Source organism: Streptomyces chengmaiensis (assembly GCF_029846775.1).
GTDB lineage: Bacteria > Actinomycetota > Actinomycetes > Streptomycetales > Streptomycetaceae > Streptomyces > Streptomyces chengmaiensis.
This window is the reverse complement of the sequence record NZ_JARWBG010000099.1, coordinates 1-12,173: the sequence shown is the minus strand read 5'-3', so window position 1 is coordinate 12,173 and position 12,173 is coordinate 1. Positions and strand designations below refer to the sequence as shown.

The following is a 12,173-nucleotide window of genomic DNA, read 5'->3' as shown; positions in this document are numbered from 1 at the left end:
GCACCTTCGCCGACACAGCGACGGAGAAGACGGTCGGCTTCACTACGAAGACCGGCCGATACCTGCGGCTGAAGGCCCTGACGGAGGCAGGCAACCGGGGCTCGTGGACCAGCGCGGCCGAGATATCAGCCACGGGAACGGCGACACCGCCCTCCACCGGCTGACACGACGGGACACTTGTGGAGCTCGCCCCAACAAGTCCCTGACCTGCGCCTCCGGCCGAGCAACCCACGGCCGGAGGCGCAGTCAATCGACGACTCCAGCAGCGGGTCTGTCAAACGAGCGGCTCTGGCCCGTAGTCGGTGGTGACGTCGGGTAGCCGCCCTTGATCATGATCTCATGATGGATTTCAACTACCCTATGGGCTCAACACCGTTGACTTTGGCCTGTCGGTGATGTGTCAAGGGGGGTTGAACGACGCAACGGAACTCCGGTAGATCAACTTTCGACCAAGAGAGTTGATCAAGGAGTTCCGTTGCAGGAGCAGTCTGTCATCACCCGCGAGATCGCGGTAGCCAAGGGCGTGTTCGCGCCGGGACACCTCGGGGAGTTGACCCAGGTGGTGGACTTCACGCTGGTTGATGCGGTGCTGGAGGAGACCGGGACGGTCCAGAAGCGGGTCAGACTGCTGCCCTCGCGGGTGGTGATGTACTTCGTCCTGGCGCTGGCCCTGTTCGAGCGGTGCAGCTACCGAGCGGTGTGGGGCAAGCTCGTGGCGAGCCTCGATGCCCTTGCCCTGGTACGGCCATGCACCTCCGCGCTGTGCCGGGCCCGTCGCCGGGTGGGAGCCGCACCGTTCCGAGCGCTGTTCGAGACGCTGGCCGGGCCGGTGGCACGACCAAGCACTCCTGGCGCGTTCTGGAGGGGCCTGCGGACGGTGGCCATCGACGGCACCAGCCTGCACCTGCCGGACAGCGAGCCGATCGCCGCCCGGCACGCCAAACGCAAGCGCAAGGGCGAGGACGTGGAGTTCGGCTACCCGCTGCTGCGGCTGCTCGTGCTCATCGAGTGCGGCACCCGGGCGGTGCTCGCCGCCGCCTTCGGCCCGGAGAGCGCAGGCGAGACCACGTATGCCGAGCGGATGCTCGACCGGCTGACCAGCGGGATGCTCGTGCTGCTGGACACCGGCTTCGACGGCGGGCCCCTTCTGCTCCAGCTCCGCTCCACTGGGGCGGAGTTCCTCTGCCGGTCCGGGGCCCGGCGCATCCCGCTGATCACCAAGCGGCTGCCGGACGGCTCCTACCTGTCGACCTTCGGCATGGGGAAGCTGCCGGTGCGGATCGTCGAAGCATGGATCACCGTGACCTACCAGGATGGCGTGGTCCGTCGCGAGCAGTGGCGCCTGGCCACCAGTCTCACTGACCACACCCGCTACCCCGCCCGTGAACTGGTCGACCTCTACCACGAGAGGTGGCAGGCCGAAACCGCCTACTTTTCGATCAAGGCCACCATGCTGGACGGCCGCATCCTGCGCTCGCACCGCCCACAGGAGGTCGAACAGGAGGTGTACGCCCTGCTGACCGTCTACCAGGCCCTCGTGCGGATCACCGCCGACGCTGCCGCCAGCCGACCGCGTCTGGACCCGGACCGGATCAGCTTCACCATCGCCCTGGAGACGGCCCGTGACCAGGTCACCACCGCCGCCGGGATCCTCCCCGGCAAGGTCACGCTGGTGGGGGCTATCGGCCATGCCGTCCTGGACAACCTCCTGCCCGCCCACCGCCGGCAACGGGCCAAGGCTCGCATCCGAAAGAACCCGACGAGCAAGTACAGCAAGAACTCCCTCCAGCACCCCGCCACCACCCAGCACTACACCCTCCAAGCCGACGTCACGGTGATGGAGGAAGGCTTGAAGGCCAGGTCAAAGCGCTAAATCAACGGTGTTGCCTATGGGCTCGTAACACGATCATGTTCGGGCCTTCTGGAGGCGTCTTTAGCAGATGAGGCAGCAGGCGAGGGAGACGAAGGCGTCCTGGAGTTCGGTACGGCGTTCCCAGTGGACGGCGAGGCGTTTGAACTGGTGGAGCAGGGCGAAGGTCTGCTCGACGACGTAGCGGAGCTTGCCCAGGCCCTCGATGTTCGGGGCGCCTCTGCGGGAGATCACCGGCAGGATCCGGCGTCTACGTAGTTCGCGGCGGTTGGAGTCGGAGTCATATCCTTTGTCGCCGAGCAGGGCCTCTGGGCGTCGCCGCGGTCGGCCGCGCCGGCCAGCGACGGGCGGGACGCTGTCGACCAGGGCGAGGGTCTGGGTGACGTCGTTGACGTTGGCGGCGGTGGCGATGACCTTGAGCGGGGTACCGTGCCTGTCGCAGATCAGATGGTGCTCGCTGCCCGTCTTCCGCCGGTCGACCGGCGACGGGCCGGTGTCGGCTCCCCCTTTTCGCGCGAATGTGGGTGCCGTCGATGCACGCTCTGGACCAGTCCAGCTCGTCGGCCGCGTTCAGCTCGGCGAGCAGGATCCGGTGCAGCCGGTCGAAGGCCCCCGCCTTCTGTCACCGCTCCAGCCGCCGCCAGTAGGTCTGGCCCGAGCCGAACCTCAGCTCCAGCGGCGGCAGTTGCCAGGCGATGTCGTTGTGCAGCACGTACAGGACGCCTTGCAGGCACTGCCGGTCCGGCACCGGCCGGGGGCCGGTAGCCTTCTCTGGCAGGGCGGCAGCAGCGGCTCGATTAGGTCCTGTCTGGAGTGTGGATCACGAGTTCGGTAGATCGCCTGCGTGATGTGGACGGTTCTTGATAGGCCATCAGTCATGGCGCGAGGCGATCTCACCGACGACCAGTGGGACACTGGTCGAGCCCCATCTCCCGATCGCTGCGGTCGGTCCCGTCCCTGACCTGCGGAAATACTTCAACGCGGTGATGTGGCGATTCCGGACGGGTAGCCCCTGGCGTGACCTGCCCGATGAGTTCGGGCCCTGGCAGAGCGTGTATGACCGCTTTCGGATCTGGGCGACGCAGGGGGTCTTCCAACGCCTGATGGAGGCGGTGATCGCCGAGGCTGCCGCGCGCGGCCAGGTGGACCTGGCCCTGGTCAGCGTGGACTCGGCGACAGCCCGGGCTCACCACCACGCCGCCGGGATGGCCTTGGATCCGGAGCAGATGGCCGCCTTGGAGGCGGCCTGCGAGTCCGAAAAGGGGGTGCTGCGGAGGGACAAGAGGCGCAGGGCGGACAGGCGGAAGATGACCCGAGCGCCGCGCGGCGACGCCTCCGCCGACGGCACCGGGCTCGCCTGAAGGCCGCTGAACTGGGGCGTTCCCGGGGTGGGCTGACCAGCAAGATCTATCTTGCGGCCGACCGGCGCTGCCGCCCGTTAGCGTTCGTCCTCACGCCCGGGCAGGCTGGCGACAGCCCGCAGTTCGTTCCGGTCCTGGAGCGGGTGAAGGTGCGCGGGCCGGTCGGGCGTCCCCGGACCCGGCCGGACGCGGTGGCCGGCGACAAGGCGTACTCGTCCCGCCGTAACCGCCGCTACCTGCGGCGACGCGGGATCCGCGCGGTGATACCGGAGAAGGTGGACCAGGCCGCCAACCGCAAGAAGCGCGGCTCGAAGGGAGGCCGGCCGGTCGGCCACGACACGGAGTTGTACAAGGAGCGCAACACCGTGGAGCGGTGCATCAACCGGCTGCGGAACTGGCGGGGCATCGCGTTCCGCTTCGACAAGACCCCGGAGAGCTACGAGGCCGGGCTACATCTGTGCGGTGCGATGCTCTGGCTCCGCAGCATCGCACCGCAGTGATGATCCGAACTTCAGACAGGGCCGATCCCATATACTGCGCGGTATTGCATCTGATGCACGATCCGAAGGGGCTTCAAGCCGCTGATCTCGAACAACGCTCGACCGTCTCGTCACCGTACACCAAGCTTGTGACCTGCTGGCTTGCTAGAGACTTCCCGTCTACTGCAAGATTCGCGCACTGAACGGGAAGGATGTGTGGGGTGTCGAACGGTGCAAGACCGCCCATTGCGGGGGCGGCCCGGCTGGAGCTGGTGGACGGGGTTGCCCTGCTGCATCCCGAGGATGCGGTCTTCGAGGCGATGCTGAGCGGGTTCGCCAAGCAGCAGCGGGGCGGGAGGCGTCTCGACAAGAAGACGGTCAAGGGCCGGGATGGGCAGCTGCGGCGGTTCGCGCTGTTCACGAACGAGTACCCGTGGAACTGGACGGCCTCGCACATGGACAAGTGGATGGTGTCCCTGATCAGCGAGAAGGGGCTGGCCCACTCGACGCTGCGGGCCTACCAGCTGACGGTGCGGCTGTTCTGCGACTTCCTGATCAGCCCGGCCTACGAGTGGGCGGACGAGTGCGAGAAGCGGTTCGGTACGCACCCGGTGCAGATCTGCCACGAGTGGAAGTGCGCCACGAGGCGCTGTTTGTCCGGATGGAGGTGGAAGACCCCATCGGTTCGCCGTCGTAGCGGCGGGCTGAAGCTGGAGGCAGCCTGAGCCGGGGATCGCCGGTGAGGGTGGGAGCAGCCTCGACAAAGTCGCGTCGGCCCGGCACTGCCGGATGGGCCGGGCGCGGTGAGCGAGACGAGAAGGTATACGCGAGGAACCGGTGTTGTTACGCCTCTTGACGTGGAACCAGCTCAAATCCGGCGGATATGGGCTGGGTGGCGGTGCGCACCCGCTCCCTACGAGCGGGGAACTCTTTGTCTGGGTCTTTTCAGTCTGGGGCAGGAGGCCGCGGTGAAGGACTACGGCGTAGTCGCGGCGATACCGCAGGGGCAGAGCCGGGTGCCTAACTCGTCGACCGGACAGCAGTGAACGTGGGAACCGTCCGCGTACGTTCCCCGGTCCCCTCTCAGCCAGAGGGACGGGAGTGGGGATAGGTGCGATGCCTACTGAAGGCGCGGGCGGGGCGGAGCCGCCGTAGTACTCCGAGGTCGGGAGAGCCGGCCGCATGGGGAAGGGCGGCAGCATGACAAGCAGGGAGGGGAAGCAATGTCCGAAGAAGCGCCGGTGAACACCGGCGCCGTGGTGTGGCCGGATCCTGATTCGGCGGCACTCGCGGTACGGAGGATGCAGACCAAGCTGCATCACTGGGCGGGGGCTGATGCCTCCCGTCGTTTCAGTGACCTGTACAACCTTGTCTACGACCCGGCGTTTCTGGTTCACGCGTGGGAGCGCGTCGCCTCCAACGCCGGGGCGCGGACCCCGGGAATCGACCGGGCCACCGTGGCCCGAATCGAGACGTGGGTCGGGGTGGAGGAATTCCTGGGCCAGATCCGCGACGCACTGAAGTCCGGCCAGTTCCGACCGGTGGCAGTGCGGCAGGTGATGATCCCGAAGGGGACCAGTGGGAAGCTCAGAAAGTTGGGCATCCCCACCGTCGCCGATCGCGTGGTCCAGGCGACCCTGAAAGCAGTGCTCGAACCCATCTTCGAGACGGACTTCAAGCCGTGCTCGTACGGGTTTCGCCCAAACCGGCGTGCGCACGATGCTATTGCCGAGATCCATTACTGGGCGTCCAAACCGAGGAACTACCAATGGACGCTGGAGGCCGACATCGAAGCCTGTTTCGATCAAATTTCGCATACGGCTTTGATGGACCGGCTCCGCGTGAGGATCAACGACAAGCGGGTGTGTGCTCTGGTCAAGGCGTTCCTGAAGTCCGGGGTCATGACGGCTTCGGGCGATCGGGAGGAGACGCTGACGGGCACCCCTCAAGGCGGGATTCTCTCGCCGTTGCTGGCGAACATCGCCTTGTCAGTGCTGGACGAACATTTCGACCGGCAGTGGCAGGAGGAGATGGGAAGCCAGTGGCAGCGCACCAAACGCAGACGCAACGGCCAGGGGCTGTGGAAGCTCGTCCGCTTCGCGGACGACTTCGTGCTCATGGTGGCTGGTGAACGCCACCATGCCGAGGCGCTGCGGGAGGAGGTGGCGGTCGTGCTGGCACCGGTGGGGCTGCGGCTGTCGCCAGAGAAGACCCGTGTGGTCCATATCGACGAGGGCTTCGATTTTCTCGGCTTTCACATCCGCAGGAAGCGGAAGCGGGGAACGCAGAAGCACTTCGTCTACACCATGCCGTCCAGGAAGGCCGTGCAATCGGTCAAGGACAAGGTGAAGGCGAAGACGTACAGGTCGACCCGCCACATGGAGCTGGACGAGCTGCTCGTCAGCCTCAACCGGCAGTTGCGCGGGTGGGCGAACTATTTCCGGCACGCGGCGTCGAAGAGCGCGTTCAACGCGATCGACTCCCTGACCTGGGGACGGATCATGCGATGGATCCGTCATAAATACAGGCAAGGACGCCGTGGACTGGGAATGAACGAGCTGCGCCGTCGCTTCTGCGATCGCGGCTGGCGATTCGCCCATAACGGGGAGGTGTTCACCGGCGCATCCAGCGTCTCGGTGATCCGTTACCGCTATCGCGGCAACACGATTCCCACCCCGTGGCCTCTGAGACAGGCAGCCCTCGCCGCAGAGGGCTGACCAGTGGGCAAGGCATGTGGAGCGCCCGATGCATGGAGACATGCACGTCGGGTGCGGGAAGGCGGCCCAGGGAGACGGGCCGGTGGCAACACCGGTACCGCGCCCTGGGCCGACCTCACCACCGTCCAGCACCTGACCGACTACGAGGGCCAGGGCGAGAGGCGGCCGTTCACCCGGGAGGAACTGCAGAAGTTCTTCGACTACTGCGATGACCGGGTCGACGCCGCGGTCCGCAGCCGCCGCAAGGGGGCGCTTGCCGCCTACCGTGACGCGACGCTGTTCAAGGTGCTCTACGGCTGGGGCCTGCGCCGGAACGAGGGCTGCAAGCTCGACCTGGTCGACTTCCACCGCAACGCGGCGGCGCCTGAGCTGGGCCGGTACGGGATGCTGCAGGTCCGCTGGGGCAAGGCGACGAAGGGCTCGCCGCCGCGGCGGCGGAACGTCGCCAGCGTGATGCCGTGGGTGGTGGAGGCCGTCGAGGACTACGTGGTCAACATCCGGCCGCGGTTCGGAGTCCAGGATCACCCGGCTCTGTGGTTGACCGAACGCGGGGGCCGGCTGCAGCCACGCGAGGTCAACGACCGCTTCACCGCCTACCGCGACGCGATCGGCCTGCCGCCGGAGCTGACCCCGCACTCGCTGAGGCACAGCCACGTCACGCACCAGATTGAGGACGGTGTCGACCCGAAGTTCGTACAGGACCAGGTCGGTCACCGCTACGCCAGCACGACGGCCATCTACACGGCCGTCAGCGGCGACTTCATGAACACAATGATGCGCAAGGCCCTGGACCGGGCCTTCGAGCGGGACGCGGACATGGGAGACACCGGATGACGGCCAAGCTGGACTACACCTGGCGGCTGCGCGAAATCATGGCCGAGCAGGGCATGTTCACCACCGCGGCCCTACAGCCGCTGCTGGCCGAGCGCGGGGTGACGCTGTCCACCAGCCAGGTCTACCGGCTGGTGACGGAGAAGCCGGAACGGCTCAGCCTGAAGGTCCTGATGGCCCTGATCGACATCTTCGGCTGCCCCATGGACGACCTGATCAAGCCGACCGCCGCCGCCAAGACCACCCGCTCCAAGCGCACGGCCGACGGCACCGAGGCAGGCATCGGCACCTTCCGCCCGAAGCGGGCACGCATCACCGGCCCGGAGAAATGACCTCTGCACCTCTCGTTCCGCTGCCCGAACCGGACGACCTCGTCGTCTCTGTCATGACCGGCATCGAGCCGAACCTGGCCGAGGAAGTCGTACGCCAGGCGGTCGCCGACGCGGCGGCCTCCCAGGCCAAGCGCCGTCGCCTGGCCCGCGCCCTCGCCGACGACCCGGACCTGCTGACCTCCGGCCGCCCCGAGGGCCCGGCCGTGATCGGCGAATTCGTACGGGCCCTGCTCGCGCACGGCTCGGTCCGGGCCGTCCTCCTCAAGGCGAGCCTGCTGGACGGCCGGATCCTGCGCTCCCACAGCATCGACGGTATCGATCAGGAGGTCTGGGCCCTGCTTGCCACCTACCAGGCCCTCATCCGAGCCGCCTCGGACGCCGTTGCCCACCGGCCCGACCTGGACATGGACCGCCTCAGCTTCACCGTCCTGCTCCAGACCGCCGCCGACACCGTGGTCACCGGACACGGCATCGCCACCGGGAAAGTCGACCTGGTCGGTGCGATCGGCACCGCCGCCTTGGCCCACCTCTGGCCCGCCCGTCGGCGCCACCGCGTCAAGGCACGCAGCATCAAGAACTCGACCGAAATACGGCCCCAACGCTGGCAAACACCCCCAGAGCGCCAGACACTACACCGTCCACACAGAGATCACGTACATGGAGAACGGACTCGCCTCCCGGTCCCGACGCTAGCAGGGGATGGGAGAGCCGCCGGGGGTGAAGCATGTCCCGGAGCCGGAGTCGTTGGGGGCTGAAGAGGCCGGGAAGGTGAGGTTCCAGGCGTCGATCGTGCCGGTGTCCCCGGTTCCGAAGTCGTTGACGCGCAGTGTCCATGTGCCGTTCGCCGTCTCGGGCGAGGCGTCCACGATGTAGGTCTTGTTCACGTCTTCGCCGCTGTCGTCGTTGGCAAAGTCCTCCAGCAGGTAGGTCTTCGTACCGGAGGGGCCGACGAGGCTGATGCTGAGGTCTCCGCGGTAGGTGTGCTTGATGTCCACGCCGACGGCGAGGCTGGAGGGGGCGTTGCCGCTGAGGCCGGAGACGGTGAGCAGGCTGTCGTTCGTCCGGTTGTCGAGGATCGGTACGTCGTTGGTGTTCTCGAAGTACCCTCCGCCGGAGGTCGAGCCTGAGGAGGCGGGGAAGGTGAGGTTCCAGGCGTCGATCTTGCCGGTGTTTCCGCTGCCGGTGTCGCGTACGCGGAGCGTCCATGTGCCGTTGGCTCTTTCGGACGAGACGTCCACCGTGTACGACTTGAACACGTGGTCGCTGCTGTCGTGGTCCGGGATGTCCTCCAGCAGATAGGCCGTGCCGGAGGGGGCGATGAGGCTGATCGTGAGGTCTCCCCGGTGGGTGTGCTCGATGTCCACACCGACCCCGAGGTTGGCCGGGGCATTGCCGCTGATGTCGGAGACGGTGATGGAACTCTCCACCGTGACGTGATCACTGATCGACACGTCGGTCGTGCTCCGCTTGGAAATGTGGTGGCAGGGGTCCAGGGTGGGGTTGGACGGCATCGGACAGCCATCGGAGCCAGGGCCCGCCCCCGGACCGCCTGTCTGAGCGTCTTCCGTGCCGGTTTCGGGACCGATGACCGAAATGCTGTACCAGTAGTACGGGGGGTAAGCGGTTTGCACGAAGTTTTGGTTCAGAGGGTAGGTGTCCGTGTTGCACCACCAGAGCCTTGCTTCCCAGTTCCACTCACTACTCGTGTCGAGACAGTATCCCGTGTTCCGATGAAGGATTCTTCCATCGGACGGAAAATCAAATGTACGAACGCTCGGCTCCCAGGATTGGCAGTCTCGCATACTTCCGTGAGCAGTGTGCGCAAGTGCAGCGAGGAAGGAAAGGCAGTACTTATAGTTGGTCAGCGTTTCCCTCGAGAACCCGGCAGAGACGGTGGGTCCGAACGGTCGATTGAGCTTCGACAGAGTTGCGTCGCATTTGAGCATTGCTACTGAGCTGTTGTCGGGTGTGCCCAGGCATCTACCCGGCTGGTCTCCACTGGAGACTACGTTCGTGTTGGCGGCTGCCCGGAAGGCGAATTCGACGGGAAAGTGATCGGATCCTGCGCCGTTGAGTCGGCGTCCCGTCCATCCCTGCATGTTCTGCTGGTCGTTGGATACCATGTAGTCGAGTTCGCCGCCGGTTTGCTGGGTCCCTTGACCGCTGGAGTAGATCTGGGAGCCGGGGGGGACGGTGAGGTTGTCGGGTCGGCGGTTGAAGTCGCCGAGGACGGCCCACAGGCCGGGCGAGCTGGCGCTCTGGATTTCGACGAGCATGTTCTGGGCGTCGTTACTGCGGTTGTCGCCGTTGGAGCTGGCATGGAAGCTCCAGAACCGGCTTCCGTCGGAGAGCTGGATACCGAGTGCGGGCCGCATGCCCCAGTTGTTTCTGTTGTTGGCCTGCCGTGCGGCTACGGCGGTGGGCGTTCCGGGGTCTTCGTGGGTGACGATGGCGACGTTGTTGCGGTGTCCGGTGGGATCGGTGTTCAGCCAGGTGATATAGACGTCTCGGCCCCGCGTCGCGCTGCCGATGCGCCATCTGTGCACCGCGTATTCATACGTCGCCTGTCTTCCGTTGACGGTGAGCCTGCCGGTGCGCACAGCGGTGCCGGGCAGGCTCCTGCGGGGGCCGGCTTCCTGGAGGGCGACCACATCGTGCTCGAAGTAGTTGTCTCCGCCCGTCACCATGCGGGCGATGGTGGTGGTCCATTTGCTGTCGCTTGAGCTGGAGGCGCCTTGCATGTTCCAGGTGACCGGTTTGTGGTTGCCGGGAGCTGCGTGGCTGGGGGTTGCGGCGGCCAGGACGAGGGAGGTGGCGATCAGCGTTGCGGTGATGAGGTGGGTGAGCAGTGTCCGCACGCTGGTGCGGGCTGGTGGTGCTCCGGGGTGTGCCTGGGGTGTGAGGAACATGGTGACCTCTTGAGGTGAGGGGCAGGTGGTGGCTGGGTTCACGGAAGGCGTGTGGTGAGCTTGGGGCTCGTGGTGGCGGACACGACGGGTGGGGTGCTCCGGCTGAGAGTGCGCTCATCGCGGTCGGCGGGACCGCGGTGAGCGGGCTGCTGTGCCGGCAGTGCGGGTTTCAGTGGCTGTCGGTGAGGTGGAAGACCGCGGGTGCGGCCGCCACACCCACAGGAGGAGTGCCCCCTGAGCTGCGGCTCGCCTTGATCGCTGAGCGGATTCCGGGGTTGCCGTCTCAGCGATCAAGGCGGTTCCGGGGTTGCGCCGGCGGGTTGCCCGGCTGTTCTTCGGCCGCCGCCCTCAAGGCAGCCCCCATGGCCAGCCGTCGACCACCCGGTTCGCCAAGTTCGCCACGTTCACCGAGACGAGCGGCGCGCGGCTCGCCAACTCCAGCGGACACTCGCCAGGCATGCGGAGACCGGACACGTCAGCTCACTGTTTGCCATTCACCCCTCCAGGAAAGGTGGTTGGGACTGCTGCACGGATAAGTGACACCTGACCTGGCTTGCTGAGAGGCGGCCTGGAAGGATGTTGCAGTGCCCAAGCCGTATCCGAAGGAGTTCCGCGAGGACGTCGTGCGGGTCGCGCGCAACCGTGAGCCCGGCGTCACGCTGGAACAGATCGCCGCCGACTTCGGCGTCCACCCGATCACACTGTCGAAGTGGCTGCGCCGTGCCGACGCCGATGAGGGCGCCAGACCCGCGACAGCGTCGGGTGAGTCGGCCGAACTGCGCGAGGCCCGCAAACGCATCCGGCTGCTGGAGCAGGAGAACGAGGTTCTGCGGAGGGCTGCGGCGTATCTGTCGCAGGCGAACCTGCCGTCAAAATGATGTACCCGCTCGTCCGCGAGCTGGCCGCCGCCGCTGCCCCTCACCGGGTGCCGGTGGCGGTGACGTGTCGGGTGCTCGGGCTGGCTCGCCAGCCCTACTACCGGTGGCTGGCCTCACCGGTCACCGACTCCGAGTTCGCCGAGGCATACCGGGCCAACGCCCTGTTCGACGCGCATCGCGACGATCCCGAGTTCGGTCACCGCTTCCTTCTCGACGAGGCCCGGGCCGCCGGTGAGTCGATGGCTGAGCGGACCGCCTGGCGGATCTGCCGGGACAACGGCTGGTGGAGCGTGTTCGGCAAGCGCAGGGGCGGTGGGAAGAACGCCAAGGCCGGGCCACCTGTCCATGATGATCTGGTGCGGCGGGACTTCACCGCGGACGGGCCGAACCGGTTGTGGCTGACGGACATCACCGAGCACGCAACCGGCGAGGGCAAGCTGTATCTGTGTGCCGTCAAGGACGTGTACTCCAGCCGCATCGTGGGCTACTCCATCGACGCCCGGATGAAGTCCAGCCTGGCGGTAAGAGCCCTTGAATCCGCTGTGGCCCGTCGCGGCCAGGTCGCCGGATGCACTGTTCATTCCGATCGCGGGTCGCAGTTCCGCTCACGGAAGTTCGTGTCCGCTCTCACACGTCACGACCTGGTCGGCTCCATGGGCCGGGTCGGTGCGGCCGGCGACAAGCGCGTTTCATCACACTGCACCTCTTCTCCTATCGGGTTCGCTTTGGGGTTGCTGCAGGTCGACGGCGGTCAAGGCGTACGCCTTGCTGGACGCGGGGCGGGTTCGGGCCGGGG

The 12,173-nt window shown here is 66.6% G+C and carries 7 protein-coding genes and 3 pseudogenes; 8 read left to right on the top strand and 2 right to left on the bottom strand.

The features are described 5' to 3' along the window. The first annotated feature begins 475 nt into the window (after positions 1-475). Positions 476-1,873 (top strand): IS4 family transposase, encoded by a 1,398-nt coding sequence (locus QCN29_RS35875; RefSeq protein WP_279933434.1) that lies wholly within the window; start codon positions 476-478, stop codon positions 1,871-1,873. A 60-nt stretch (positions 1,874-1,933) separates the two neighbouring features. Here the strand turns inward: QCN29_RS35875 and QCN29_RS35870 are convergent. Beyond that, positions 1,934-2,707 (bottom strand): annotated as a pseudogene (locus tag QCN29_RS35870) (IS5 family transposase). A 40-nt stretch (positions 2,708-2,747) separates the two neighbouring features. Between QCN29_RS35870 and QCN29_RS35865 the strand changes: the two are divergent. From QCN29_RS35865 to QCN29_RS35840, 6 genes and pseudogenes are all read left to right on the top strand, one after another. After that, positions 2,748-3,731, top strand: a pseudogene (locus QCN29_RS35865) (IS5 family transposase). 200 nt (positions 3,732-3,931) lie between these two features. Beyond that, complete coding sequence (locus QCN29_RS35860) at positions 3,932-4,435, top strand: hypothetical protein (protein ID WP_279933433.1); 504 nt, start codon at positions 3,932-3,934, stop codon at positions 4,433-4,435. 498 nt (positions 4,436-4,933) lie between these two features. Further along, positions 4,934-6,427 carry a group II intron reverse transcriptase/maturase gene (ltrA, locus tag QCN29_RS35855; protein WP_279933431.1) on the top strand — a complete coding sequence of 498 codons (1,494 nt, stop codon included), beginning with the start codon at positions 4,934-4,936 and terminating at the stop codon, positions 6,425-6,427. A 51-nt stretch (positions 6,428-6,478) separates the two neighbouring features. Then, on the top strand, positions 6,479-7,261 hold the full coding sequence (locus tag QCN29_RS35850) for a tyrosine-type recombinase/integrase (RefSeq protein WP_279933430.1): 783 nt from the start codon (positions 6,479-6,481) through the stop codon (positions 7,259-7,261). Beyond that, a complete protein-coding gene (locus tag QCN29_RS35845) occupies positions 7,258-7,590 on the top strand; it encodes a helix-turn-helix domain-containing protein (RefSeq protein WP_279933429.1) in 333 nt (110 codons plus the stop codon). The genes QCN29_RS35850 and QCN29_RS35845 overlap by 4 nt, the downstream gene beginning before the upstream one ends. After that, positions 7,587-8,345 carry a hypothetical protein gene (locus QCN29_RS35840; RefSeq protein ID WP_279933427.1) on the top strand — a complete coding sequence of 253 codons (759 nt, stop codon included), beginning with the start codon at positions 7,587-7,589 and terminating at the stop codon, positions 8,343-8,345. Before QCN29_RS35845 ends, QCN29_RS35840 begins: the two co-directional genes overlap by 4 nt. On the opposite strand, the gene QCN29_RS35835 is transcribed toward QCN29_RS35840, so the two are convergent. Further along, positions 8,280-10,499, bottom strand: a complete 2,220-nt coding sequence (locus tag QCN29_RS35835; protein WP_279933425.1) for a proprotein convertase P-domain-containing protein — start codon at positions 10,497-10,499, stop codon at positions 8,280-8,282. The genes QCN29_RS35840 and QCN29_RS35835 overlap by 66 nt on opposite strands. Positions 10,500-11,083: 584 nt before the next feature. Here QCN29_RS35835 and QCN29_RS35830 point away from each other — a divergent pair. Next, positions 11,084-12,057 (top strand): annotated as a pseudogene (locus QCN29_RS35830) (IS3 family transposase); the annotation flags it as partial. Positions 12,058-12,173 lie beyond the last annotated feature (116 nt).

Bases quoted from the DNA above. Each gene is read 5' to 3' on its own strand.
- ltrA (WP_279933431.1), top strand. From the start codon at position 4,934: ATGTCCGAAGAAGCGCCGGTGAACACCGGCGCCGTGGTGTGGCCGGAT.
- QCN29_RS35845 (WP_279933429.1), top strand. From the start codon at position 7,258: ATGACGGCCAAGCTGGACTACACCTGGCGGCTGCGCGAAATCATGGCC.
- QCN29_RS35840 (WP_279933427.1), top strand. From the start codon at position 7,587: ATGACCTCTGCACCTCTCGTTCCGCTGCCCGAACCGGACGACCTCGTC.
- QCN29_RS35835 (WP_279933425.1), bottom strand. From the start codon at position 10,499: ATGTTCCTCACACCCCAGGCACACCCCGGAGCACCACCAGCCCGCACC.